This window comes from Sphaerisporangium flaviroseum, assembly GCF_039537005.1.
GTDB lineage: Bacteria > Actinomycetota > Actinomycetes > Streptosporangiales > Streptosporangiaceae > Sphaerisporangium > Sphaerisporangium flaviroseum.
The window spans coordinates 174,044-198,583 of sequence record NZ_BAAAZR010000001.1; the positions used below are offsets into that span (position 1 = coordinate 174,044).

The 24,540-nt window shown below is 69.5% G+C and carries 23 protein-coding genes and 1 riboswitch; of the genes, 4 read left to right on the plus strand and 19 right to left on the minus strand.

What is annotated here, in order from left to right; all coding sequences use genetic code 11:
• Window positions 1–168 precede the first annotated feature (168 nt).
• Complete coding sequence (locus ABD810_RS00820; RefSeq protein WP_344932933.1) at window positions 169–1,110, plus strand: SAM-dependent methyltransferase; 942 nt, start codon at window positions 169–171, stop codon at window positions 1,108–1,110.
• 133 nt (window positions 1,111–1,243) lie between these two features.
• On the opposite strand, the gene ABD810_RS00825 is transcribed toward ABD810_RS00820, so the two are convergent.
• The gene (locus tag ABD810_RS00825) at window positions 1,244–2,446 is read right to left on the minus strand and encodes a cytochrome P450 (RefSeq protein ID WP_344932936.1); all 1,203 of its coding nucleotides are present in this window, start codon (window positions 2,444–2,446) and stop codon (window positions 1,244–1,246) included.
• A 33-nt stretch (window positions 2,447–2,479) separates the two neighbouring features.
• Entirely contained in the window at window positions 2,480–3,256 is a 777-nt protein-coding gene (locus ABD810_RS00830) for a TerC family protein (RefSeq protein ID WP_344932938.1), read from the minus strand.
• A gap of 165 nt (window positions 3,257–3,421) precedes the next feature.
• A riboswitch (SAM riboswitch) is annotated at window positions 3,422–3,537 on the plus strand.
• 50 nt (window positions 3,538–3,587) lie between these two features.
• Here ABD810_RS00830 and ABD810_RS00835 point away from each other — a divergent pair.
• Window positions 3,588–4,952 carry an aminotransferase class V-fold PLP-dependent enzyme gene (locus ABD810_RS00835; protein WP_425566828.1) on the plus strand — a complete coding sequence of 455 codons (1,365 nt, stop codon included), beginning with the start codon at window positions 3,588–3,590 and terminating at the stop codon, window positions 4,950–4,952.
• A gap of 18 nt (window positions 4,953–4,970) precedes the next feature.
• Window positions 4,971–6,143 (plus strand): NADH-quinone oxidoreductase subunit D, encoded by a 1,173-nt coding sequence (locus ABD810_RS00840; protein WP_344932945.1) that lies wholly within the window; start codon window positions 4,971–4,973, stop codon window positions 6,141–6,143.
• A 181-nt stretch (window positions 6,144–6,324) separates the two neighbouring features.
• On the opposite strand, the gene ABD810_RS00845 is transcribed toward ABD810_RS00840, so the two are convergent.
• From ABD810_RS00845 to dacB, 11 genes are all read right to left on the minus strand, one after another.
• Entirely contained in the window at window positions 6,325–6,780 is a 456-nt protein-coding gene (locus ABD810_RS00845) for a DUF3180 domain-containing protein (RefSeq protein ID WP_344932948.1), read from the minus strand.
• Window positions 6,781–6,980: 200 nt separating this feature from the next.
• Window positions 6,981–7,487: a 2-amino-4-hydroxy-6-hydroxymethyldihydropteridine diphosphokinase gene (gene folK, locus ABD810_RS00850; protein WP_344932950.1), complete on the minus strand. Its 507-nt coding sequence runs from the start codon at window positions 7,485–7,487 to the stop codon at window positions 6,981–6,983.
• On the minus strand, window positions 7,484–7,867 hold the full coding sequence (folB, locus tag ABD810_RS00855) for a dihydroneopterin aldolase (protein ID WP_344932952.1): 384 nt from the start codon (window positions 7,865–7,867) through the stop codon (window positions 7,484–7,486). The genes folK and folB overlap by 4 nt, the downstream gene beginning before the upstream one ends.
• 240 nt (window positions 7,868–8,107) lie before the next feature.
• Window positions 8,108–8,545: a nuclear transport factor 2 family protein gene (locus ABD810_RS00860; RefSeq protein WP_344932954.1), complete on the minus strand. Its 438-nt coding sequence runs from the start codon at window positions 8,543–8,545 to the stop codon at window positions 8,108–8,110.
• Window positions 8,545–9,399 carry a dihydropteroate synthase gene (gene folP / locus ABD810_RS00865; RefSeq protein ID WP_344932957.1) on the minus strand — a complete coding sequence of 285 codons (855 nt, stop codon included), beginning with the start codon at window positions 9,397–9,399 and terminating at the stop codon, window positions 8,545–8,547. The genes ABD810_RS00860 and folP overlap by 1 nt, the downstream gene beginning before the upstream one ends.
• 209 nt (window positions 9,400–9,608) lie before the next feature.
• Entirely contained in the window at window positions 9,609–10,196 is a 588-nt protein-coding gene (gene folE / locus ABD810_RS00870) for a GTP cyclohydrolase I FolE (RefSeq protein WP_344932959.1), read from the minus strand.
• Window positions 10,197–10,199: 3 nt separating this feature from the next.
• Entirely contained in the window at window positions 10,200–12,212 is a 2,013-nt protein-coding gene (gene ftsH / locus ABD810_RS00875) for an ATP-dependent zinc metalloprotease FtsH (RefSeq protein WP_344932963.1), read from the minus strand.
• A gap of 278 nt (window positions 12,213–12,490) precedes the next feature.
• Window positions 12,491–13,048 carry a hypoxanthine phosphoribosyltransferase gene (gene hpt / locus ABD810_RS00880; RefSeq protein ID WP_344932966.1) on the minus strand — a complete coding sequence of 186 codons (558 nt, stop codon included), beginning with the start codon at window positions 13,046–13,048 and terminating at the stop codon, window positions 12,491–12,493.
• A 13-nt stretch (window positions 13,049–13,061) separates the two neighbouring features.
• Window positions 13,062–14,039: a tRNA lysidine(34) synthetase TilS gene (tilS, locus tag ABD810_RS00885; protein ID WP_344932969.1), complete on the minus strand. Its 978-nt coding sequence runs from the start codon at window positions 14,037–14,039 to the stop codon at window positions 13,062–13,064.
• A gap of 66 nt (window positions 14,040–14,105) precedes the next feature.
• Window positions 14,106–15,197 carry a zinc-dependent metalloprotease gene (locus tag ABD810_RS00890; protein WP_344932972.1) on the minus strand — a complete coding sequence of 364 codons (1,092 nt, stop codon included), beginning with the start codon at window positions 15,195–15,197 and terminating at the stop codon, window positions 14,106–14,108.
• Between the two features lie 28 nt (window positions 15,198–15,225).
• Window positions 15,226–16,629, minus strand: a complete 1,404-nt coding sequence (gene dacB / locus ABD810_RS00895) for a D-alanyl-D-alanine carboxypeptidase/D-alanyl-D-alanine endopeptidase (RefSeq protein WP_344932975.1) — start codon at window positions 16,627–16,629, stop codon at window positions 15,226–15,228.
• A 101-nt stretch (window positions 16,630–16,730) separates the two neighbouring features.
• Between dacB and ABD810_RS00900 the strand changes: the two genes are divergently transcribed.
• Window positions 16,731–17,261, plus strand: coding sequence for an inorganic diphosphatase (locus tag ABD810_RS00900; protein WP_344932978.1), 531 nt, complete (start codon window positions 16,731–16,733; stop codon window positions 17,259–17,261).
• Here the strand turns inward: ABD810_RS00900 and ABD810_RS00905 are convergent.
• The 6 genes from ABD810_RS00905 to ABD810_RS00930 all read right to left on the minus strand — a co-directional run bounded on the left by ABD810_RS00905 (window position 17,191) and on the right by ABD810_RS00930 (window position 24,358).
• Window positions 17,191–17,811 (minus strand): C40 family peptidase, encoded by a 621-nt coding sequence (locus tag ABD810_RS00905; protein ID WP_344932981.1) that lies wholly within the window; start codon window positions 17,809–17,811, stop codon window positions 17,191–17,193. The two genes, ABD810_RS00900 and ABD810_RS00905, sit on opposite strands and share 71 nt — an antisense overlap.
• 133 nt (window positions 17,812–17,944) lie before the next feature.
• Window positions 17,945–18,556, minus strand: a complete 612-nt coding sequence (locus tag ABD810_RS00910) for a hypothetical protein (protein WP_344932984.1) — start codon at window positions 18,554–18,556, stop codon at window positions 17,945–17,947.
• A 22-nt stretch (window positions 18,557–18,578) separates the two neighbouring features.
• Entirely contained in the window at window positions 18,579–20,270 is a 1,692-nt protein-coding gene (locus ABD810_RS00915) for an RNA polymerase sigma factor (protein ID WP_344932988.1), read from the minus strand.
• A gap of 298 nt (window positions 20,271–20,568) precedes the next feature.
• A complete protein-coding gene (locus ABD810_RS00920; RefSeq protein WP_344932991.1) occupies window positions 20,569–21,675 on the minus strand; it encodes a saccharopine dehydrogenase family protein in 1,107 nt (368 codons plus the stop codon).
• Window positions 21,676–21,761: 86 nt separating this feature from the next.
• Entirely contained in the window at window positions 21,762–22,586 is an 825-nt protein-coding gene (locus ABD810_RS00925; RefSeq protein ID WP_344932994.1) for an FxLYD domain-containing protein, read from the minus strand.
• Between the two features lie 161 nt (window positions 22,587–22,747).
• Window positions 22,748–24,358 (minus strand): ABC-F family ATP-binding cassette domain-containing protein, encoded by a 1,611-nt coding sequence (locus tag ABD810_RS00930; protein ID WP_344932997.1) that lies wholly within the window; start codon window positions 24,356–24,358, stop codon window positions 22,748–22,750.
• Window positions 24,359–24,540: the final 182 nt, after the last annotated feature.

Below are 24,540 nucleotides of genomic sequence, written 5' to 3' on the forward strand. Positions count from 1 at the left end.
ACAACCAGTGGATCACAGCAAGACGCTATTTATGCCGCAATATACGTTGAAATAGGGACATGCTGGACGACTGCGCGCTGTTTGACAGTGGAGGGTCAGCACGACGGTCATGGGCGATGACCATCCTTGATAGCGTCCAGTCCCGTGTGGGTCACGTGGCGGGAGGCCATGGAGCGAGCACTCTATGGCGAGAACGGCTTCTACCTCCGGGAGCGTCCATCCGGCCACTTCCGCACCTCGGTCGGCGCTTCGCCCGCCTTCGCCCGTGCGGTGCTCCGCCTGCTGGGCACGGTCGACGACGCGCTGGGCCATCCCCCCGAGATCGACCTCGTGGACGTCGGCTCGGGCGACGGCCTGCTGGTCACCCAGGTGCTCCGCACGGCGGAGCCTGAGTTGGTGGAGCGGTTGCGCGTCTCGGCCGTCGACCTCTCGCCTCCGCCTCACGACCTCGACAAGGAGATCGCCTGGGTCGGCGTCCCGCCCGACGAGATCACCGGGCTGGTCATCGCCAACGAGTGGCTGGACAACGTGCCCCTCGACGTGGCCGAGCAGACACCGGGAGGTCCGCGGCTGGTGCTCGTCGACCTGGAGACGGGCGAGGAGCGGCTCGGCGACCCACCGGGCGAGGAGGATTCGGCGTGGCTGGAGCGCTGGTGGCCACTGGGCTCGGCGGGCATGCGAGCGGAGATCGGCCGGCCGCGCGACGAGGCCTGGACCTCGGTCGTCACACGGCTGGCGCGAGGGCTGGCGGTGGCCGTGGATTATGCACACCCTGTGGATAACCGCCCGCCCTTCGGCACCCTGACCGGCTACCGGGACGGTGCCTGCGTGGTTCCCATACCCGATGGTTCCTGCGATATCACCGCACATGTGGCGCTCGACGCGTGCGCGGAGGCGGGCGAGCGCGCCGGGGCGATATCCACAACGTTGACGACGCAACGACTTGCGCTGCGGGAACTGGGCGTCACCGGTGCCCGGCCCCCGTTGAGCCGCGCAAGCATCGATCCCGGGGGGTATCTGCGCGCGCTCGCCCAGGCGTCACAGGAGGCCGAGCTGATCGATCCGGCGGGGCTCGGCGGCTTCGGCTGGCTCAGCCAGCGGAAGGGCTGACCCTCCCTCGGGGGTCGGCCGGTGACAGCGTCAGGCCATCCCGCTCGGCCGGTGACAGCGTCAGGCCATCCCGCTCGGCCGATGGCGGCGTCAGGCCATCCCACTCGGCGGGGAGTGCGCTGAAGGCCTGGAATCAGCCGGTGGAGACCTTGAGGGACTCAAGGCCCCTGATGACGTAGTTGGGCTTCCACGCGGGCTCTTCGGTGAGCTCCAGCTTGGGCGCCGCCTTCAGCAGCGCTCCGAACGACTCGATGAGCTCCACGCGGGCCAGCGGAGCGCCCAGGCAGAAGTGGATTCCCGCACCGAAAGAGATGTGCGGGTTCTCCCTCCTGCTCAGGTCCAGCCGGTCGGGCTCCGCGAAGACCTCCGGGTCCCGGTTCGCCGAGCCGAACAGCAAGGCGACCTCGACGCCCTTCGGGATGTCCACCCCGCCGATGGTGATGTCCTCCAGCACCCAGCGCTCGAACATCTGCAGCGGGGTGTCCCAGCGCATCAGCTCCTCGACCGCGGACGGCAGCAGCGAGAGGTCACCGCGCAGCCGCTCCAGCTCGCCGGGGTTGCGGAACAGCGACCACCAGCCGTTGCCCGTGACGTTCACGGTGGCCTCGTGACCGGCGTTGAGCAACAGCACGCACGTGCCGATCAGCTCGTCCTCGGTGAGCCGGTCCCCGTCGTCCACCACCTGGGCCATCGCGCTGATCAGGTCGTTCCCCGGGTTCTTCCTGCGCTCGGCGGCCAGCGCGCGCAGGTACTCCGCGAACTCCGACGCGGCGCGGGCCGCCGTGTGCTGGGCCTCGATCGAAGGGTTGAGCTCGTACATGCCGCAGATGTCGGCCGACCAGGGCCGCAGCAGGTGCCGGTCCGCCTCCGGCACGCCGAGCATCTCGGCGATGACCGTCACCGGCAGCGGCTCGGCCACCTCGGCCAGCAGGTCGCCGCCCCCGCGCTCGACGAAGCCGTCCACCAGCTCACCGGCGATCCGCCGCACACCGGGACGGAGTTCCTCCACCATGCGCGGCGTGAACGCCTTGGAGACCAGCCGCCGCAGCCGGGTGTGGACCGGCGGCTCCACGTCGAGCATGCCCGCGCGTATCACCCTCCAGAACGGCTCCTGGAAGTCCGGCTCCGCCTCGCGGCCGAAGTCCTCGTGCGAGGCCACGTGCAGGTAGGAGCGGCCGAGCCGGCGATCCCGCAGCGCCGCGTTGACGTCCCCGTGCCTGGCCACGAGCCACTGGCCGGTCGGCTCGAAGAAGCTGACCGGCTCGGTCTCGCGAAGTTCTCGGTAGGCGTCGTACGGGTGGGCAACGAAGTCGGGATTCCACGGATCAAAATGCACAAAGTCATCGTAAATGGGATTGCACGCCCCGGCTCACTGGGTGGTGGTGCTTCCGGTCTCGGGAGCCTCCTCGTAGCGCTCCCGCAGGTCCACGGGCCGCTGGCGGCCGGCCTTCCTTCGGGCGCGGATGTTCAGCAGTTCCACCCCCAGCGAGAACGCCATGGCGAAGTAGATGTAGCCCTTGGAGATGTGCTGCTCGAAGCCCTCGGCGATGAGCACGACACCGATCAGCAGCAGGAAGGACAGGGCCAGCATCTTGATGCTGGGGTATCTCTCGACGAACGCGCTGATGGGCCCGGCCGCGAAGAGCATGACGATGACCGAGACGATCACCGCGGCCACCATGACCCCGAGTTCGTCCACCATCCCGACGGCCGTGATGACCGAGTCGAGCGAGAAGACGATGTCGAGCACCATGATCTGCAGGATCACCGCGGTGAAGGAGGCGGCGACCTTCGAGCTGGAATGACCCGGTGCGCCCTCCAGGCTGTCGCCGATCTCGAAGGCGCTCTTGCCCAGGAGGAACAGCCCGCCCAGGATCAGGATCAGATCTCGGCCCGAGATCCCCTGACCGAAAACCTGGAACAACGGCTCCGTCAGCCGTACGACCCAGGACAGGGCGAGCAGCAAGGCGAGGCGGCTGATGAGCGCCAGCCCCAGACCCACCTTGCGGGCGCGGTCGCGCTGCTCGGGGGGAAGCTTCCCCGCGAGGATCGAGATGAAGATGATGTTGTCGATCCCCAGCACGATCTCGAGAGCGACCAGGGTGAAGAACCCGATCCAGATCTCCGGGTTGGCCACCCAGTCCATAGTGTCTCCTCAAGCTAGGGGTTCGCCCAGGTCGCGGCATCGCGGGCATCGGTCGGTCCTCTGTCAACGGACGACGCGCCCGCAAAGTTCGCGAAGAACTCAGACCCCTACGACTCCCCTGTTGAAGTTGCGGAGACGAGGGTGCTTCGGGTTATAGTCCCCGTAGGTCATGAGTGCCAGCGCCAAGCCCCGGCTCGCTGGCCGGCAACCCTCGCGCTCGCGGCGGGGTGCCCCGGGTGAGGACCAGGTCCGGCACGAGGTGTGCCGGGCAAGCGCGGGCTCCGTCATACCAACGCCATGACCGGGGTCCCATGACCCTAGGAGGCCGGCGTTGTCCGCTTTCACTGTCCTGAAGAGCCATTCCCCTGCTGTTTCCGGCGTCCCGGCCGGTGCCGAGCTCGCTCGGGGGGCCCATGGCACGGTGGCGGGGCGTACCGGTCCCACGATCCCGGCCGTACTGGGTACGGATCTGGAGGTTCCGGTCAGGGGCGGCACGCTCGTCCAGTACGCCAACCTCGACTACGCGGCGAGCGCTCCGTGTCTGGAGCCGGTGAGCGCCGCCGTCGCCGCCGCGCTTCCGGCCTATTCCAGCGTGCACCGGGGAGCCGGGTACGCCTCGCAGCTCACCACGGCGCGTTACGAGCAGGCGCGGCACACCGTGCGGGCCTTCGTCGGCGCGCGGCCCGACGACGCCGTCGTGTTCACCCGCAACACCACGGACGCGGCGAACCTCCTGGCCCGCTCCCTCCCCGAGGGCACCACCGCCGTGGTCTTCGAGACCGAGCACCACGCGTCGCTGCTGCCCTGGCCCGATGCCGTACGGCTCGCGCCTCCCGCGTTCCCCGGCGAGGCGGTACGCGCGGCGGACGAGACCCTCGCGGCCATCGACGGGCCCAAGCTCCTGGTCGTCACCGCGGCCTCGAACGTCACCGGCGAGCTGTGGCCGATCGCCGCCCTGGCCCACATCGCCCACCGGCACGGCGCCCGGATCCTCGTGGACGCCGCACAGCTCGTCCCGCACCGCCGGCTCAACCTGACCGCCCTGGACCTGGACTACGTGGCGTTCTCCGGGCACAAGCTCTACGCCCCGTTCGGAGCGGGCGCCCTCATCGGCCGGGCCGACTGGCTGGCCGAGGCCGAGCCGTACCTGCGTGGCGGCGGGGCGTCGAAGGCCGTCACCGGAGGCGCGGGACGGGAACTGCCGCTGGACGCCGAGTGGAGCACAGACCCCGAGCAGCGGCACGAGGCGGGCACCCCGAACGTGCTGGGGGCCGTCGCGCTGGCCGCCGCCTGCGACGCCCTCTCGGCCACCGGCTGGACGAGCCTGATCAAGGAGGAGGAGCGCCTCATCACGCTGCTGCGTGACGGGCTCGCGGGGATCGAGGGCGTCCACGAGCTTTCGCTCTGGGGACCCGCCCACCCGCGCGTCGGCATCGTGTCCTTCGTGGTCGAGGGATGGACCGCCCGGGAAGTGGCCGAGGCGCTCTCCTCCGAGTACGGCATCGGCGTGCGCGACGGCAAGTTCTGCGCTCATCCCTTCGTCAGGCACCTGCTCGACGGCGTGGGCCTGGCCGGAGACGCCGCGTGCGCCGACGGCACGGCAGGGGCCATACGGGCGTCCATCGGCATCGGCACCACCGAGGAGCACATCCGCCGCCTGGTCACCGCCCTCTCGGATCTTGTCTCCCGCGCCTGACGTGACAGCATGGGGTTTATGACCGAACCTCGCACCGGAGTGGGGCGCACCGAACGGGTCGTGGGGATCGGGGCCGGGGCCAAGGAACTGGCCACCGAGGACATGATCCTCAACATCGGGCCCCAGCATCCCTCCACCCACGGTGTCCTGCGCCTGCGGCTGATCGTGGACGGCGAGCGCATCGACACGGCCGAGCCGATCGTCGGCTACATGCACCGCGGCGCGGAGAAACTCTTCGAGGTCCGCGACTACCGGCAGATCATCGTGCTGGCCAACCGCCACGACTGGCTCTCGGCGTTCGCCAACGAGCTGGGTGTCGTGCTGGCCGTCGAACGCATGCTGGGCATGGAGGTGCCGGTCCGGGCGGTGTGGGCGCGCACGCTGCTCGCCGAGCTGAACCGCGTGCTCAACCACCTGATGTTCCTCGGGTCCTATCCCCTGGAGCTCGGCGCCATCACCCCGCTCTTCTACGCCTTCCGCGAGCGGGAGACGGTGCAGGCCGTCATGGAGGAGATCTCCGGGGGGCGGATGCACTACATGTTCAACAGGGTCGGCGGGCTGAAGGAGGATCTTCCCTACGGCTGGCTCGACAGGACGACGCAAGCGGTCAGCGACGTGCGCAGGCGGCTTCCCGACATCGAGAACCTGATCTTCGGCAACGAGATCTTCTTGGCGCGCACGCGTGGGGTCGGGGTGCTCGACCGCGAGACGATCATGCAGTACGGCGTCAGCGGCCCGATCGCGCGCGCCTCCGGGGTCGACCTCGACCTGCGCCGCGACGAGCCGTACCTGGCGTACGGCGAGCTTCCCGTGAAGGTGGTCACACGCTCGGCGGGCGACTGCCACGCCCGCTTCGAGGTGCTGCTCGACCAGGTGAAAGTCTCGCTCGACCTGGCCGACGCCTGCGTGGAACGGCTCCGGTCGCTCCCGCCAGGGCCGATCAACCAGCGGCTGCCGAAGGTGCTGAAGGTGCCCGAGGGCCACACCTACGCGTGGACCGAGAGTCCCCTTGGGCTCAACGGCTACTACCTGGTGTCGCGGGGCGAGAAGACGCCGTGGCGGCTCAAGCTGCGCAGCCCGTCGTACAACAACATCCAGGTGCTCAGGGAGATGCTTCCGGGCCACCTGATCTCGGACATGGTGGCCATCCTCGGTTCGATGTTCTTCGTCGTGGGTGACATCGACAAGTGATTTCCGGCCCGTGTCATGACTGATCCGGAAGGATGCGTTTAGTCCCCTCGATTCTGTAAAGAAGAGTGGTGCGTCAGAGACAGGGATCAAGGATAAAGGGTGGCTCCTTGCAGCGCGGGACCCGGCGGACGCCGGGTCCCGCAGGCCCTCGCAACCCTGAGCCCACCCCCAGCGGAACCTCTCAAATACCTGGTTCGTCCTCGGGGCGCTTGGGGACCCTGCAGCAGTGCTCCAGGTAGAGGGCCGAGCAGACGAGCACCACGCAGGCGATCAGCGAACCGCCGGCGAGGAAGAAGTCACGCCGGGGGGTGTCCTGGTCGAGCAGGGGAAGCACGTGGAACACGAAACCGGCGAACACTCCCGCGAAGGCGGCTCCCGCATACGCCGAGGCCTTGGCCAGAGCGGCGAGCCTGGCCACCGCCAGGGGCTCCACCGGCTTGGTGTCCGGTCTGCGCTCGATGCGCGCCCGGGTCATCCACCCGCTGTAGGCCTCACCGACCGCCAGCAGGAGCACCGTCGGGATGGCCGTCCACGGCACGGTGGGCAGGTCGGAATAGAACTGCTGCAGCAGCCCCCAGGTCAGGACCGCGAAAGCGACCAGCAGCAAGACGAGCACGCCGGGACGGCTCGGTTTCACGAGATCCTCCTCATTCCCACCGGCACCCCGGCGACTCCAACCCTGTCCACCCAACGATCCACGAACGTGGACCCGGCACCACCGGCAACCGCGGCACCATCCGGCTTCCCCGCCAGACCACACCGAACCGGATGACACCGAGCTTCTCGATCACGCCTGGTAGCACCGTGGAAGAGGCCGCGATCGGAGGTGGAGTCACCTCACCCGGGCGGCTGCAGGGCCAGGTCGGCGCGGAGGCGCACACCCCGCTGGTCGACGTCGGCGAGCAGGCCGGCCACCGAGCCCCGGCCCGGAAGCACCGCACCTGGATCGGCCTGGGACCACGGCACCAGCACGAACGCCCGCTCGTGGGCGAGAGGATGAGGGAGGGTGAGCTCGGGGTCGCTGGACAGCAGATCACCCACCATGATCAGGTCGACGTCGAGAGTGCGGGGGCCCCACGGCTCCGTGCGGGTGCGTCCGAACGCGGTCTCCACACCGAGCGCACGCTCCAAGATCGCTCTCGGGCCGAGCGTCATGGTGCGCGCGATCACCACCGCGTTGAAATAGGGGCGCTGGTCCGGCGGTCCACCGACAGGTTCGGTCTCGTACACCGGCGACACCGCCACGAAATCGAGCCCGGGAGCATCGAACAGCGCGTCGACGGCACCTTGCAGGGTGTCGAAGCGGCGACCGACGTTGCTGCCGAGCGCCAGAACGACCTTCATTCCCGCCTCCTTCTGACTGTCACGATCACATCGTCGAAGGGCAGCGGGATCGGCGCGGCGGGCTTGTGCACCTTCACCTCCACCTCTTCGACCAGCTCGTTGGCGAGGCACGCCCCGGCCAGGCGCTGTGCCAGCGTCTCGATGAGGTTGACCGGCTCGCCCTCGACGATGCCGACCAGCCGGACGGCGAGCGCGCCGTAGTCGACGGTCTTGGCCAGATCGTCACCGGCCGCGGCCGGAGCCGTGTCGAGGAACAGCGCCACATCGACGACGAACTCCTGGCCCAGCTCACGCTCGGCGGGCAGGCAGCCATGCCGCCCACGCGCCCGAAGCCCCACCAGGCTCACGCTGTCGCTGCGACGCTCACCGTCGCGACCCATCGCCATCACCCCGCCCCGTCCGACCACGGCACCCGGCCCCACCCCGAACTTCCCTGTGTCCCCAACACCCCGAAACGGCAGTCACCTGGGCCTGATGCCTTAGAACGGCTCCTTCGGGCCCCGGACGCACCTGGACGGCTTCCCTTCGCATCAGACGTCCCCGAACAGCATCCCTGTGTCCCGGACGCCCCTGAACGTCGCTCCTCGGCCTGGACCGTGGGTCCGCCCGGCGAGGAGCGGTCATTCTTCCGTCTCCTCTTCGTCGTCCTCACCCTGGAGGACGGGGGAGCCGTGGTGGGACCAGAGGCGCCAGCCCGCCGAGGTCCTGACGAAGGTGTTGGTCGCCACGACGCGGCCCGCCGCGAAGGTGGCGTCCTCGGTGTCGGCGGCGGTGAGGATGTTCTCGGCGCAGGTGAGCAACCCGACGTCGCCGATCACGGTGGTGCGGACATCGGTCAGCACGAACTGGATGTAGGGCGTGTTGGCCATGATCAGTGCCCACGAGCGGAGAACCTCGGAGCGCCCGCTCAGCATCGGCCAGCCGGGATGGACGCACAGCGCCACCCGGCCCTCCTCGTCGTCGGCCCAGATCTCGGTCATGCGGTCGAGGTCGCCGCTCTCGATCGCGGTGTAGAACGCCTCGTTGAGCTTCTCGATCTCCGCTGCCACTGTGGTCATCAGACCCCCTCCCCCCCTTGCCAGGCCGCCGCGACACGGACGGCGTCGGCGTTAGGACGCACGTGGTGCACCCGCACGCACCAGGCACCCGCATGGGCGGCCAGCGCGGTGACCGCGAGGGTGGCGTCGTCAGATCGGCTGAAAGGCCTCGGCGTGCCGTCGGGGTCGGCGAGTAGACGGCCGAGGAAACGCTTGCGCGAGGCGCCGATGATGATCGGGTGTCCCAGCTCGTTGAGCCTGGCGATGCCGGCGAGCAGGGACCAGTTGTGCTCCGGTCGCTTGGCGAAGCCGAGCCCGGGATCGACGATGATCTGGTGCTCGCCCACGCCCTCGGCGAGCACGGTGTCGACCCGCTTGCGCAGCTCTTCGGTGACCTCTGTCACCACATCGGAGTAGACGGCGCGGCCGTCCATCTCATGGCTGTGACCGCGCCAGTGCATCACGACATAGGGCACGCCGGAGGCGGCCACCACGCGGGGCATCGCCGGATCGGCCAGGCCGCCGCTGACGTCGTTGACCAGGCTCGCCCCGGCTTCGACGGCCACCTCCGCCACCTCGGCCCGCATCGTGTCGACGCTGACCGTGACGCCCTGCGCGGACAGGGCCCGGATGACCGGCTCGACCCGCCGCAGCTCCTCGGCCAGGGACACCCTGGCCGCGCCCGGACGGGTGGACTCACCGCCCACGTCGACGATGTCGGCCCCCTGCTCGACCAGCTCCAGCCCGTGGCGCACCGCCACCTCGGGATCGAAGAACTCGCCTCCGTCGGAGAAGGAGTCAGGGGTGACGTTGACCACTCCCATGACCAGGCAGCGCCCCTTATCGGGCACTCCAGGCACCGTCCATGTGGTCATGGCGTCAAGCCTAGGTGCTCCCCGGTAACGATCTGTGCCATGGGTCCGGCTTGTGGATAACGAATCGGCTCGCACCGCACCTCGAGATCCCCGTCCGGCCGGAGCCCTTACCTGAACGCCTCACCGCCGCCCATACGGAGGGCGCAGGGGGGTGGGATGACAGACGAACTCCGCCTGCGGGTGGGTGCAGGCGGAGTGTGTTCGAGGGCTCAGCCGCGGCCGATGATGAGGGCCATGGCCTCGGCGCGGGTCTTGTCGCTGTCGCGGAAGTCTCCGCGGACGGCGGAGGTGATCGTCTTGGCTCCCGGCTTGCGCACGCCCCGCATGGTCATGCAGAGGTGCTCGGCCTCGATCACCACGATGACCCCGCGGGGAGCGAGCACTTCCATCAGCGCGTCGGCGATCTGGGACGTCATGCGCTCCTGCACCTGGGGGCGCCGGGCGAAGACGTCGACCAGCCTGGCCAGCTTGGACAGGCCGGTGATCTGCCCCTTGTCGTTGGGCACGTAGCCGACGTGGGCGACGCCGTGGAAGGGCACGAGGTGGTGCTCGCAGGTGGAGAACACCTCGATGTCCTTCACGAGCACCATCTCGTCGTGATCGGCGTCGAAGACGGTGGTCAGGACGTCTTCGGGCGTCTGCCCCAGCCCGGCGAACTGCTCGGCGTACGCCCGGGCGACCCGGGCCGGGGTGTCGACCAGGCCGTTCCGGTCCGGATCTTCACCGATCGCGAGCAGGATCTCGCGAACGGCCTTCTCGATCCGGGCCGAGTCGACCTTGAGCGGTTTGGCGACCACCCGTCAGGCCTCGTCCTGAGGCGCCGGGTGGTGGACATCGTTGTTGTAGGCTCCGGCCGGGTTGCCCGCGGGTAGCGCGACGCCGTTCCCGTTGCCCGCCACCTCCTTGGGTGTGAGGATCGGCGGCCGGTCGGACGGGAGCCGCTTGCCGTATCCGGAGTAGGACGGCCGCTTCTCCCTGACGACGATCGGAGCGAAGATCTCCAGGACCTGGTGGCGGGAGAGGGTCTCCTTCTCCATGAGCTCCAGCACGAGGTTGTCGAGCACGTCGCGGTACTGGACGAGGATCTCCCAGGCCTGGTCGTGCCCGGCCTCGATCAGGCGGCGTACCTCTTCGTCGATCGTGGAGGCGATCTTCTCGGAGTAGTCACGCTCGTGACCCATGTCGCGGCCGAGGAAGACTTCGCTGTTCCCGGTGCCGAACTTGCGGGCGCCGAGGTGCTCGCTCATGCCGTACTCGGTCACCATGCGGCGGGCGATGGTGGTGGCCTTCTCGATGTCGTTGGCCGCGCCCGTCGTGGGCTCGTGGAAGACGAGCTCCTCGGCGGTGCGCCCACCCAGAAGCATCGCCAGCTGGTCGAGCATCTCGGACCGAGTGGCGAGGAACTTGTCCTCCATGGGGAGCGTCATCGTGTAGCCCAGGGCCCGGCCACGGGACAAGATCGTGATCTTGTGCACCGGGTCGGAGTTGGGCAGGGCGTGAGCGACCAGGGCGTGACCACCCTCGTGATACGCGATGATCTTCTTTTCCTGGTCGGACATGACCCGGCTCTTGCGCTCGGGACCGGCCATGACGCGGTCGATGGACTCCTCGAGGGTGTTCATCGTGATGAGCTTCTGGTCCTGGCGGGCGGTCAGCAGGGCCGCCTCGTTGATCACGTTCGCCAGGTCGGCGCCGGTGAACCCGGGAGTCCGGCGCGCGATGACGTCGAGGTCGACGTCCTGCGCGAACGGCTTGCCCCGCCCGTGGACGCGGAGGATGCCCTTGCGGCCCTCCAGGTCGGGCCGGTCGATGACGACCTGACGGTCGAAGCGGCCGGGGCGCAGCAGCGCCGGGTCGAGGATGTCGGGACGGTTGGTCGCCGCGATCAGGATCACGCCGCCCTTGACGTCGAAGCCGTCCATCTCGACGAGAAGCTGGTTCAGCGTCTGCTCGCGCTCGTCGTGGCCACCGCCGAGGCCCGCGCCTCGGTGCCGGCCGACGGCGTCGATCTCGTCGATGAAGATGATCGCCGGGGCGTTCGCCTTGGCCTGCTCGAACAGGTCGCGCACTCGGGAGGCGCCGACACCGACGAACATCTCGACGAAGTCGGAACCGGAGATCGAGTAGAACGGCACGCCGGCCTCACCCGCGACCGCACGGGCCAGCAGCGTCTTACCGGTGCCAGGGGGCCCGTAGAGCAGGACGCCCTTGGGGATCTTGGCGCCGATCGCCTGGAACTTGGCCGGGGCCTGCAGGAACTCCTTGATCTCCTGGAGCTCCTCGATGGCCTCGTCGGCGCCGGCGACGTCGGCGAAGGTGGTCTTGGGAGTGTCCTTGGTGATGAGCTTGGCCTTGGACTTCCCGAAGTTCATGACCCGAGAGCCGCCGCCCTGCATCTGGTTCATGATGAACAAGAAGATGAGGACGATGATGACGATCGGGAGGAAGCTCACCAGCAGGCCGACCAGGAAGTTCTCGGTCGGCACGGTGATCTTGTATCCGTGGGGCAGCTTGCCCGTGTCCGCCTGAGTCTGGAGCATCTTCTGAAGCTCGACACCCTGGCCCTGGACCCAGTACGAGTAGAACCGGTCCTCGCCGTCGATCTTCGTAAGAGTCTTGATCTCAATGCGCTGGTCTTTGTCAACGATCACCGCGTTGTCGACAGCGCCCTTTTGGATCTGGCTGATGACGAACGAGGTGTCCCTCTGGGCATAGTTGCTGTTGCCGCTCCAGAACGTGGAGGCGAGGAGGAGCAGCACGACGATGCCCAGGATCCACAGCAGTGGCCCACGTGTAAATCGCTTGAGATCCATCCGATGCGGAACCCCTGCGGGCCCGTCCCTTCCTGAACACGGCCTGACGCCCCGGGCGAGCCCGGGGTTAGCGGCATCCCAAACCGCTCCTACTGATCACCCGGAGGTAACCGCACCTCCGAGACATCCGAAGGTACACCGGGCCGCCGCGCAGGGTCACTGCCCCGGCGACACCGGCTTTGTCCTACCAACGTACGTCAGACGGTCCCGTGTTCCCCACGAGGAGACCGAATAACGCGGTATCGCACCAGTTGGCGATGAGGAACTTCGCTCAGGGCTTACTCCGCTCCGTACACATGGCGTGCCAGGGTGCCGATGAACGGCAGATTGCGGAAGCGCTCGGCGAAGTCGAGCCCGTATCCGATCACGAATTCATTGGGGATGTCGAAGCCGACATATTTGACATCGAGCGGCACCTTCACGGCTTCCGGCTTACGAAGCAGGGTGCAGATCTCCACAGACGCGGGGTTGCGCGACTGAAGGTTGTTGATGAGCCACGACAGCGTCAACCCGGAGTCGATGATGTCCTCGACCACCAGAACGTGCCGCCCGGCGATGTCGGTGTCGAGGTCCTTGAGCGTCCTGACGACGCCGGACGACTTGGTCCCCGCCCCGTACGACGAGACGGCCATCCAGTCCATCTGGACCTCGATGTGCAGCGCTCGCGCCAGATCGGCCATGATCATGACCGCACCCTTGAGAACCCCGACGATCAGCAGGCTCTTGCCTGCGTAGTCCGCGTCGATCTGCCCGGCGAGCTCCTTGATCTTCGCCTGAAGTTCTTCCTCGGGAATGAGGACCTTTTCCAGGTCCATGCCCATGTCGGCTGCGTCCACCTGGGGTTTTCCTTCATGAGAGGGTGCTGGCGAATATCAGGGTGCCATACCGCCGGACCACTCCCACCCCCCCGGGTAGCTCCACCATCCGCTGGCCGCGCCACTCGGTGATCAGGCGGTCGACCTGCTCGATGTGAACGGCCGCCAGCGCCGACGCGTTGGCGCCCGCCGCGAGCGCGGCCCGCTGGATCACCCGCCGCCGCACCGCGGCGGGCAGGTCGCGGAGCGCCGTGACCGTCAACTCGACCCCGAGGCCCCTGGACCCGGCGTAGACCTCGTCGGCCCAGTCGTCGAGAGCGTCGGCGTCGTCCCTGCACAGGGCGGCCGTACGGGCGAGCGCCTCCGTGACGCCCGGCCCCAGCGCCTGTTCGAGCACCGGAAGGACGTCGTGCCTGACGCGCACCCGGGCGTACATGGAGTCGATGTTGTGCGGGTCGTCCCAGGGCACCAGGCCGAGCGCCTCACACGCGGCCCTGGCCGTCTCGCGGCCGACGCCGAGAAGCGGGCGCCGGTAGAGCCCCGAGGTCGCCGGCATCCCGGACAGGGAGCGGGTGCCGCTTCCCCGGGCCAGCCGCAGCAGCACGGTCTCGGCCTGGTCGTCGCGCGTGTGCCCCAGGAGGACGGCCGTCGCGCCGGACCGCTTAGCGGCGAGCGAGAGCGCTTCGTACCTGGCGTCACGGGCGGCGGCCTCCGGACCTCCGGCCTTCCCGACCGTGACCGTGACGGCCTCGGCGGGCGCGAGGCCCAGCTTCGCCGCCAGGCGCACGACCTCCTGGGCGCGCTCGTAGGAGCCCTGCTGCAGGCCGTGGTCGACGGTGAGGAGCCCCGCGCGCAGCCCCTGGCGGGGGGCGACGAACCCGAGGCAGGCGGCGAGCGCCAGCGAGTCGCTCCCGCCGCTGCAGGCGGCGAGGACGAGGGCGCCCTGCGGCACATCGGCGAGCGAGAGCCGTACGGCCCGGCGGATCTCCGCGACGGCGGGATGCGGTCCCATGCTCCCTAGTCTGGTGCGATCGGCTCACTCCGCGGCCCATCCCCGGAGGAACCGGGCCGCTGAGCCTCAGAGGTGCCCGTTGGCGGCCGGCAGTTCGGGAGTGCGGACGACGCGGGAGATCCACCGCTCGGGGTTCTGGATCTCGGGGTGGTCCGGCAGCGTCTCGGGGGAAGCCCAGATCCGGTTGAACCCGTCGATGCCGACCTCGTCGACGACCTTGCGGACGAACGCCGACCCCTCCGCGTACTGCTTCATCTTCAGATCGACGCCGAGCAGGCGTCTGATCGTCTTGTCGAACCGGGAGCCGCCCTCCCTGCGGTGCTGGAACTTGGACCGGATGTCGGCCACGGACGGCACGACGGTGGGCCCGACGGCGTCCATGACGTAGTCACCGTGGCCTTCGACCAGCGTCATCACCGCGGTGAGACGGTCGAGGATCGCCTTCTGCTCCGGCGTCTGGATCGCGTCGATGAGGTTGCCCTCCCCGCCCTTGATCGCGTCGGCGACGGCGTCGGACGCGGCGCGCATGCGCTCGAGCAGCGTGCCAAGGTCGAGGTCGGAGGCGAGCAGGAACTCGGTCATCTGCGCCCGGACGTACTCGCGCAGCCACGGCACGCCGGTGAACTGCACCCGGTGGGTCTCCTCGTGGAGGCAGACCCACAGCCGGAAGTCACGGGGGTTCACGCCGAGCTCGCGCTCGGTGTTCACGATGTTGGGCGCGACGAGCGTGAGCCGGCCCGTGGCCAGCCGCCCGCTCGGGTCCGGCGGCAGGAACAGCTCGTACTGCCCGAGCACGCGCGTCGCGAGGAAAGCCAGCACGGCCCCGACCTCGACGCCGGTCACCCGCGACCCGACCGCGCCCACGATGGCGGGAATCTGCGAGCGATTGGCGCTCATACGCTCGGTCAGCGGCTCCAGGACGACCCGGAAGCCCTCGACGTTGGCGCGGATCCACCCAGGACGGTCGACGACGGTGGCCTCCTCGGGCTCCGCCGCCCCGTCGATGCGGGCGAACTCTTGCACATGCCCTTCGGCTTCGCGTGACAGCCGCCTGAGCTCGGTGACGGCATGCCTTGCCTCCTCCCGGCTCACCTGCGGCCCGGGTCGGACAAGGCGGACGCCGGTAGTAACGGCCAGATCCCAGTCGATCACCTGCATGTTCACCACCGTACGTCGTGCGGCGCGATTATGAGCAACCGCACCCGGAGACGAGCGCGGCCAGCCGGTCGAGTGCCGCCACCGCCCCATCAGGATCAGGAACGTCGTCGGCCATGAAAGCGAAGGCCAGCAACCGGCCGTCGGCCGTCCTGGAGAGACCCGTCAGGGTGTTCACCCCGTTCAGCGTGCCCGTTTTGGCCCTGACCACTCCAGCGGCGTCCTTCGTCTCCTTCTTGCCGTACCGGTCGTCGAGCGTGCCGGTGAACCCGGCGACGGGCAGCCCGCTGATGACGGCGTGCAGGCGCGGGTTGGCGGGCGAGGCGGACAGGGCGATGAGGCGGGCGAGCGCGGCGGGGGTGATGCGGTTGCGGGTGGACAGCCCGCTGCCGTCGTAGACGACGACGCCCTCGCCCACGCCGAGCCTCTTGAGCGTGCCCTGCATCGCCTGGGCGACCCCGGTGAAGGTGCCGGACCTGCCTTCCTTGACCGCGACGAGATGGGCGAGCGCCTCGGCGACGTCGTTGTCGCTCAGGGTCAGCATCTGCTCGACAAGCTCGTACACCGGCGGGGACTCCACCCGGGCGACCTCCTTGGCGGTGACCGCCGCCCGCGCCCGCTTGATCGACTTGCCGACCTTGATGCCGTACCGGCCGAGCAGGGTGGCGAAGGCCTCGGTGGCCGACCGCGGCGGGTCGGCGTAGCGGGCGGAGCGCCGCGGGTCCTGGCGCCCCTCGTCGATCGTCAGGGCCGTCACGGGGGCGACGCTGCCTTCGGGGATGTAGCCCGGCTTCCATCCGGGCGCGGTACGCGAGCCGGAGAACAGCGTGTCGTCGTAGCCGAGGCCGACCGAGGTGACGCCCGCCGCCTTCAGCGCCTTGGCGGTACGGGACGCGAGCACCGCGAGGGAGGCGTGCCGGGGGTAGGCCGGGGATCTCTCGGCCCTCGGCCCCATGAGCGTCGGGTCGCCGCCGCCGACCAGCGTGATCGAGCCGTCCTTCGGCTGGACGACGCGCGTGGCCACACGGGTGTCGGGGCCCAGAGAGGTCAGGGCGGCGACGGCGGTCGCCACCTTGGTGGTGGAGGCCGGCGTGATGCCAGTGCCGGCCTTGCTGTCGAACAGGACGGTCCCCGCCGCGATGTCGACCACCACCGCGCCGACGTTGCCTCCCAGCGCGGAATCGCCCAGCGTGCGGCTGAGCTGGGCAGACAAAGAATTCTTTGCCGGAAGGTTTCCGTTCTGTGCCGGTGGGAGCACCGGTCCCGCGGTCACGATGGCGACCGGAGTCGGCGTCGGGGAAGCCGTCTCGGCCGGGGGCCTGGCCGCGATGCCGACCAGTCCGCCGGCGGCCAGGACGTACGCTCCCGCGGCGCAGACGAACGCCTGGAGCAGGGCAAGGGTCGTCACCGCGATCAAGCGCTCGCGCCGCACCACCTCACTGACCTCTCTCCCGCATACGTCATCCTGGATATACGCCTACGAGACATTAACGCCCGGCCCGGTGTATCCGGGCGGGCTTGAGCGGAGGAACCGCAGTGGAGTTCGACGTTGTCGTTGAGATCCCCAAGGGGCAACGCAACAAGTACGAGGTTGATCACAAGACGGGCCGGATCCGGTTGGACCGCCTTCTTTTCACCTCCACGCAGTACCCCGCCGACTACGGCTTCATCGAGGAGACCCTGGGCGAAGACGGCGACCCGCTCGACGCGCTGGTGCTTCTCCAGGAACCGACGTTCCCCGGCTGCCTGATCAGCTGCCGCGCGGTGGGGATGTTCCGCATGACCGACGAGAAGGGCGGCGACGACAAGGTCCTCTGTGTGCCCGCCACCGACCCCCGCATGGCCCATATCCGCGACATCCACCATGTCCCCGAGTTCGACCGGCTGGAGATCCAGCACTTCTTCGAGGTCTACAAGGATCTGGAGCCGGGCAAGTCGGTCGAGGGCGCCAACTGGGTCGGCCGCATCGAGGCCGAGATCGAGATCCAGCGCTCGATCAAGCGCCATCTCGACCACATCGAGCCCGGCGAGGCCGGTGGTCATCCGGCCCCCGGCGACCACCACTGATCACGGCGGCCGCCGGAGACTTCCGCCCACGTGGCGGCCGGTGGCCGGGCCGCACCACGCCGACCATGTGCGGGCGCCGGATGGAGGCCACGCGCACCACGTCCCCGGTCTTGGGGGCGTGGACCATCTGGCCGCCGCCGATGTAGATGCCGACGTGGCGGATGGTGCCGGGATGGCGGGTGCGGCGGCCGAAGAACAGCAGGTCGCCTCGGCGCACGGAGCCCAGCGGCACCTGCCGGCCCGAGCTCCACTGGGTGCCCGTCCAGTGGGGCAGGGCGACTCCCGCCCTCTGCCATGCGCGCATGGTCAAGCCCGAGCAGTCGTACGCGCGCGGCCCGGCGGCGGCCCATACATAGGGCTTGCCGAGCTGGGTCAGCGCCCAGTTGGCCGCCCGGTCGCCGAGCCGACCGCCCCCGGCCAGGGTCCAGTGGTTCCCGCCGGTGGAGCTCGGGCCGTTCTGGGCCCACGCCGCGCACTCCAAGGTTCCTACCAGGCCGCAGGCGAACATGATCACCACAGCGGCCGTACGGCGACGCACATCCCGTGGCATGCGCCCCCCTCTCGACTCGCCAAGCTGAGAACGGAGAATGAGGTCACGTGGGGCGCCGGGTGACGTCGGGCCGCACAATCCACAGGCTTCCCCTCGGTCACATTCCGCACACGCCCTTCGTCACTTTCTGTAATCAGACAAGACGGAGTAGGCGCGCTATCCATGGACGAACGCCTGCCAACGGGGGAAGAGCCCTCCGGGGATAGGTGAAGACGGGGGCCTCGCGGCCGTACGCGGCACAGAGCTCGGCCGCCTTGCACCAGTCGGCGATCGTGCGGCTCGCCGCCCAGGCGGCGCCCAGCGCGGGCCGCGCCTCCGCGTGCCGCTCCCAGATGCGCATCAGCGTCACGGTCGCCTGTGCGGCCGTGTAGCCGTCGTCGGGGTAGGCGGTACCGGCGAGATAGGGGGCCATGACCTGGCCCGCGAACCGGGTGTCGAGCACCCAGGTCCAGTTGGACACCACGAGGCCGAGCGCGGCGTCCGGGACGCCGGCGGCCGCGGTGTACATCAGGTGCTGCCGGGGCCCGGTGAGGCGGTGCCGCGGCCAGAGCCAGGCGACGTCGCCGGGAATCTGGCCGGCCGACAGCCAGGACAGCACGGCAAGGCCACGCGCGGTCTGCAGCCGGCACAGCTCCAGGACGTCCCGCAGCATGCGCGGCCCCGGGTCGAGCCAGACCGGCCAGTCGACGCGGTGGACGCGCGGCACCAGGCCGGTCAGCTCGGGGGCGACCGGGTAAGGGAACACCCGGCGACCCAGAAGGGAGTCGTCACCGAGGGTGAACACTGGCCGCCGGGGACTCGATGGGCGTCTCCGCGGGAGCCTGGGGGCGCCCGGCGGAGTCATGGCGGTCGCCGTCGTCCGCCGGCCGCCGCCTGAGGGACCCGTCCGCTCGCGGCGCGCGGTGGTGGTCCTCGGACGCGGTGTGGTCGGTGTGGTCGGTGTGGTCGGTGTGGTCGGTGTGGTCGGAGTGGTCGGTGTGGTCGGTGTGGTCGGCGTGGTCGGCGTGACGGCGTGCCGAGGACGGCGACGGAGCCGGGGATGGGGTCCCGGCCTTCGGAGGCGAGGGCGTGGCCCGCGGAGTGCGGCGGCTGTGGGTGCGGCTGGGACAGGGCGTGGGGACGGGGTCGTGCTGGTGACTCGCGGTCGGGGTCGGCCGGACGGACGGCGCCGGCGGGGAAGGGGTCGTGGGCGGAGGGGTGGGCGCCGGCGTGGTCACGGGCGGGACGACCTGGGTCGGCCTGGGCGTCGGAGTGGCCGACGACGGCACCGGCTTCGGTGCCGGAACGGGCGGGGAGGGCGTCGAGGAGACCGTCGGCATGGGCGCCGGCGGGCCGCCCAGGCGTGCGTCGGGCCGTACGACGGCGATGGGCAGCGCGAATCCGGGAGTGATCGCGGGGAGGGAAGGGAGGCCGTCGACGATGGGTGTCAGCGGCGGGGAAGGCGTGGTGGGGGCGGGGCTCGCCGGGGTCCCACCGGTGGAGGAGCTCTGGGGAACGGGTAACGCGTCATACGCGCTGCGCGAGAGGGGATCCTCGGCCTCCCTGACCGCGCTGACGAGCACTATGGCCGCGACGCCGACCGCCAGCGCCGCCACAGCGCCCGCAAGAGCCTGAGGCCAGCGCCGAGACCCTTTGGTCTCCCGCATCGGGAAACCCTCGGAGTCGAGCAGGCCCGTGCGCCGTGCGACGTATCGCCGGTACGGAACAAGCTCAGGATCGATGAAACAGCTCATCACGCGCACGCGCAGGGTCTCGGGCAACGCCGGGTGGGGCAGCAGGTTGAAGACCTTGACCGCGGAGACCTGACGCTCGCGATGGGGAGCGCAGACCTCGCAGTGCTCGATGTGCTCGAGAAGCCGCTCGCGCGTCTCCTTGTCGAGGGAGCCGGAGAAGCCGTCGAGGATGCCCGCCCTGCCCGCGCAGTCGTGTGAGGGGTTCCTGGCGAGGATCTCGGTGGTGACGAGGTCCTGCAGGCGGTCGCAGGCGGACTGCCGGAGCTGGTCGGCCTGCGCGGAGGTGATGCCGAGCACGGCGCCGAGCTCCGCCTCGGGGATGGAGTGGCGGGTGAGCAGGTCGAGGATCTCGCGCTCGTCGTCGGACAGGGCCCCCACCGCGTTCACGGCCACGAGCCTCAGGTCGCCGTCCTGCGGCTCGGGCGCCGCAGGCGCCCCCGGTGGCCCCTGGCCGCCGTCGGCCGCGGGGATGACCGACCGCCTGCGCACGCATTCCCCTCGGGCCAGCGCGTAGAGCCAGACTCGCAGCCGCTCGGGGTCGGCCAGCGCGTGGACGTGCGCCTCTGCCGCGATCAACGTGTCGCGTAGTGCGACCTGTGCGCTGTCGGAGCTGTCGAGGACGGCCCAGGCGTATCTGTAGATGCTCTCGGCGTAGGAGTCGTAGAGGGCAGCGAGGGCACCAGGATCGCGGGCGCGGAGTGCCTCGACCAGGACGCTGTCATTCATGTAACCGACAGTAAAGGCTCGGTAACTGCTTGCTCCACCGTTTCACGGACAATGACAAGCGTTGTATTAATACCGTAATGAAAGCGAGCAAGATTGTTTGCCGGGCCTGCTCCTTATATGGTCATCAAATTCGACAAATCATCATTAGAGGGTCAGGTCGGTGGAGGCGCAGGTCGGAGTACGTCGCAGTCTCGCACCTTTTCGTCCCCTTACGAGGGTGCTTTGGTACCGCCATGGCCGCCGTAATCCGGCTGTTTCACGGCGCATCACTGCCGATGCCTGACAAGCGGGACCTACCTCATGCCGTGGCCTGCAACCCCGCCTCCGCGCAGCCCCGCACCAGGCCCTCCAGGCCGAAGGCTTCCACCGGCCCCACCGCCCCCTGAGCCGCCACACCGTCGGCGGCTGCGGTGATCGCCGCCCACGCCAGAACGCGCGCGGTGAAGTCGTACGGGTCGCCGCCGTGCAACTCGACCGAGGCGAGCCTCCTTCCGCCCTGGTCGAAGGCCTCGGCGACGATCTGGGAGGAGATCCCCTCACCGCTGGACGCGGCGGAGCCGTCCCGGCCCGCCGAACGGATCACACGGTCGGCGACGGCCTCCGTGACCCGCTTGGCGCCGGGGATCGCCGCGATGAAGGGGGTCGCCCTGGACAGCACCCCGGCCGCTCGTGTCAGGCCGCCGAGCCAGCCCAGGTAGACGTTGACCTCGCGCAGCCCGGTATGCGTGCGCGGCAGGGCGAAATGCTCGGAGGCGCCCACGGACAGCCCGTGCCTGCGGCGGCCACCTACGAAGAAACTCCGGGTACGCCCGTGTTCGCGAAGAATACGGCCATGGCGAAAGCCGTACATCGGTTCGAGGACCATTCCGAGAGCGGATGCCCGAGTGCCCGCACTGGCCCGGCGTGCCACATTTCCTGCGACAAAATATCCAATATCCACTCGAACCGCTTCTGGCCCCGCTTTCTGCAGGGCGAGTGAGGCGGCGAGGTTTCCCGGCACGTAGTCATATCCGAACGCGGTGAGCAGCGTCGCCCCCGACGCGGCGGCGGCCGGACCGTACCGCTGGAAGATGCGCCTGATGAACGTCGGCTCCCCCGTGGAGTCCAGGTAGACGCCACCCGCCTCGATCGCGGCCTCGACCGCGGGCTCCCCCCACCGGGCGAACGGGCCGACGGTGGAGATGAGCACGTTCCCCGGCTCGATGAGCCGCCGGAGCGTGGCGGGCCGGTTCACGTCGGCCACCGCGACCGTCAACTCCACCGGCAGCGAGGAGGCCAGCGCCTCCAGCCGCGCCGGGTCACGCCCGGCCAGCACCGGGTGGGCGCCATAGGCGAGGAGCGCCTCGGCGGTGAGCCGGCCGGTGAACCCGGTGGCACCGAATAGGACGATCCGGGGGGAAGTCATGTAAGTACCGTAACCCGCCGGTGATTTCAAGATCCATAGCGGGGCGGCCCGGCCGCCACCGGGAGAGGGAAAGGACAGCCCGGCGCTCACGGCCGGCGGTCGACCGGCATCGCCTGGTACCCACGGTCCCGGGCGAACGGCGGCGTCTTCGGCTTGACCGTGCTGGGCGGCAGCGCGCCGCTCATGGCCAGCTCCTCGTACGGCCGGCCGCTGGAGCCCCACGTGCGGGCGGTGATGTCCGTACGCGCCACCTGCCCGGCACCGTTCAGGCTGTCGACGGTGAGGACGAACCGCCGGGGGGTTCCCGCGTGCACGTCGTCCACGTACGTGCTGGCCCCGCCGACGAGCCTGCCGTCCTTGTCCCGCAGCAGCGCGGTCACCACCAGGCTGGTCGCCGCCTTCTGATAAGGATTGCCGACCGCGCCGGTCACCAGGTACGAGCCGTTGCCCAGCTTCTCGGTGATGGCGGCCGAGATGGGGAACGGCACGAAGGCCGACGGGATCCGCGCCGCCTGCCGCCACTGGGCGGGCTTGTAGGTCACCTTCACGTCGACCGGCCTGGCCGACGCCATGGCCTGGCCGGTGAACTTGAGCGACCCGGCGGGTGGCACGGCGTCCAGAGGCTGCTCCATCCGGACCACCTCCTTGCCCACCGCGTCACGTCCCACCACGGTCGCGGCGACGTTCTCGCCGAAGTACCACCGGTTCGGGTTGCTGATGACGCCCGCCCAGGTCACCACGTACCCGCCGGTCCCCTGGGTGACCGATGACGTCTGTTCCCTGATCACGAGCGGCTTGAGCGTCTGCTTGCGCTGCGGCTCGTCGCCGCCGCACCCGGCCAGGAGCGTCGCCGCCGCCACTACCCCGAGTCCGAGTACGAGTGCTGTCGTGTTTCGACTACGCTGGGTCACAAGGCCGTCATAACCCGGTTAGTCGGGCGTGACTCCTCCGACACGCGCAAGCCGTGCGAACTCTTTAACGGCTCCACACCTGCCACCGGCGCGTCCGCCCGTTTTCGTGAGCACCCGCTCGTGATCGCCGGGCACGCTCGCCGGTGACCGCACGCCGCCGCTCAGCGCTTGCGTACCACCCGGGACTCGTCCCAGACCGGCACCGGGGACTCGTACACCTGGCCGTCGGAGCCGAAGACGAGATAGCGGTCGAATTCGGCCGCGAACCACCGGTCGTGGGTGACCGCGAGCACGGTGCCCGAGAACTGGTCGAGGCCCTCCTGCAACGCTTCGGCACTGGCGAGGTCGAGGTTGTCGGTCGGCTCGTCGAGCAGCAGGAGCGTCGAGCCGGACAGCTCAAGCAGCAGGATCTGCAGACGGGCCTGCTGGCCGCCGGAGAGCGTCTCGAAGCGCTGCTCGGCGATGCTCCCCGCCAGCTCGTAGCGCGCCAGCGCCTTCATCGCCTCGTTCTTCAGCCGGGCGTGCTCGACCATGACGATCTCGCAGGGCGTCCTGCCCTGGAGCTCCGGCCGGGCATGGGTCTGGGCGAAGTGCCCGGGGACGACCCGTGCCCCGAGCCGGGCGACCCCGGTGTGCCGGATGTCCTCGCCCGCGATCAGGCGGAGGAAGTGGGACTTCCCGGATCCGTTGGAGCCCAGGACCGCCACCCGCTCGCCGTACCAGATCTCCAGGTCGAACGGCTTCATGAGGCCGGTCAGCTCGAGACCCTCGCAGATCACCGCCCGCTTGCCGGTGCGGCCGCCTCGCAGGCGCATGTTGATCAGCTGGTCCTTCGGCGCCACCTCGGGCGGACCGGCCTCCTCGAACCTCCGCAGGCGGGTCTGGGCGGCGTGGTAGGCCGGGGCCATGCCGTCGTTGTACATGGCCTTCTGCTTCAGCATGGTCACCAGGCGCTTGATCTTGGCGTGCTCCTCGTCCCAGCGGCGGCGCAGCTCGTCGAGGCGCTCGTTGCGCTCCTTGCGCGCCGCCGCGTAGGTGGCGAAGCCGCCGCCGTGGATCCACACGTTGCCGGACTCCACGGTGACGATGCGGTCGGCCGCGTTCGCCAGCAGCTGGCGGTCGTGGGAGACGAGCAGGACCGTCTTCTGGGTCTCCCTGAGCGCCTGTTCGAGCCACAGCTTGCCCGGAACGTCGAGGTAGTTGTCCGGCTCGTCCAGAAGCAGGGTCTGGTCCGGCCCCCGGAGCAGCGCCTCCAGCACCAGACGCTTCTGCTCTCCGCCGGAGAGGGTGTTCACCTGGCGGTACTTGACGTTGTCGTAGGGCATGCCGAGCGCGGCCATCGTGCAGGTGTCCCAGAGGACCTCGATGTCGTAGCCGCCGGCGTCGGTGTAGTCGGTGATCGCCTGGGCGTAGCGCATCTGCGTCTTCTCGTCGTCGCGATCCATCATGACGAGCTCGGTCTGGGCGAGCTTGTGCGCCGCCTCCCGCACCCGGTCGGGGGCCACCGACAGCAGCAGGTCGTGGACGGTGCGGTCGTCGCGGATGCTGCCGATGAACTGCCGCATGACGCCGAGACCACCGGAACTCGCGACGCTCCCCTCGACCGGGCGCACGTCACCCGCGATGAGCCGCATGAGCGTGGTCTTGCCCGCGCCGTTCGGCCCGACCAGCGCCGCCTTGACGCCCTCGCCGACCCGGAAGGAGACCTCATTCAGCAACGGGCGCCCGTCGGGCAGCACATACGTCAGACGGCCGACCTCGACATGCGCCACCGCAAACCCCTCCTCAGTCCTCGCGCAGGGTATCCGCCGAGATGAGGCGATCGCATGTCATTAACCCGCCGTCGCCGGTGGCCGGCGTGCGCAGCGGGAAACATAAGGTGGTGCTGGGACGATCTCCGGGTGGACTCGGGTGAGTCCACCATCCGTGCGGCGGGACTCGGCCGTGCGGGTTC

Bases quoted from the DNA above. Each gene is read 5' to 3' on its own strand.
- ABD810_RS00820 (WP_344932933.1), top strand. From the start codon at position 169: ATGGAGCGAGCACTCTATGGCGAGAACGGCTTCTACCTCCGGGAGCGT.
- ABD810_RS00830 (WP_344932938.1), bottom strand. From the start codon at position 3,256: ATGGACTGGGTGGCCAACCCGGAGATCTGGATCGGGTTCTTCACCCTG.
- ABD810_RS00840 (WP_344932945.1), top strand. From the start codon at position 4,971: ATGACCGAACCTCGCACCGGAGTGGGGCGCACCGAACGGGTCGTGGGG.
- folK (WP_344932950.1), bottom strand. From the start codon at position 7,487: ATGAAGGTCGTTCTGGCGCTCGGCAGCAACGTCGGTCGCCGCTTCGAC.
- folB (WP_344932952.1), bottom strand. From the start codon at position 7,867: ATGGGTCGCGACGGTGAGCGTCGCAGCGACAGCGTGAGCCTGGTGGGG.
- ABD810_RS00860 (WP_344932954.1), bottom strand. From the start codon at position 8,545: ATGACCACAGTGGCAGCGGAGATCGAGAAGCTCAACGAGGCGTTCTAC.
- folP (WP_344932957.1), bottom strand. From the start codon at position 9,399: ATGACCACATGGACGGTGCCTGGAGTGCCCGATAAGGGGCGCTGCCTG.
- ftsH (WP_344932963.1), bottom strand. From the start codon at position 12,212: ATGGATCTCAAGCGATTTACACGTGGGCCACTGCTGTGGATCCTGGGC.
- tilS (WP_344932969.1), bottom strand. From the start codon at position 14,039: ATGGGACCGCATCCCGCCGTCGCGGAGATCCGCCGGGCCGTACGGCTC.
- ABD810_RS00890 (WP_344932972.1), bottom strand. From the start codon at position 15,197: ATGCAGGTGATCGACTGGGATCTGGCCGTTACTACCGGCGTCCGCCTT.
- ABD810_RS00905 (WP_344932981.1), bottom strand. From the start codon at position 17,811: ATGCCACGGGATGTGCGTCGCCGTACGGCCGCTGTGGTGATCATGTTC.
- ABD810_RS00915 (WP_344932988.1), bottom strand. From the start codon at position 20,270: ATGAATGACAGCGTCCTGGTCGAGGCACTCCGCGCCCGCGATCCTGGT.
- ABD810_RS00920 (WP_344932991.1), bottom strand. From the start codon at position 21,675: ATGACTTCCCCCCGGATCGTCCTATTCGGTGCCACCGGGTTCACCGGC.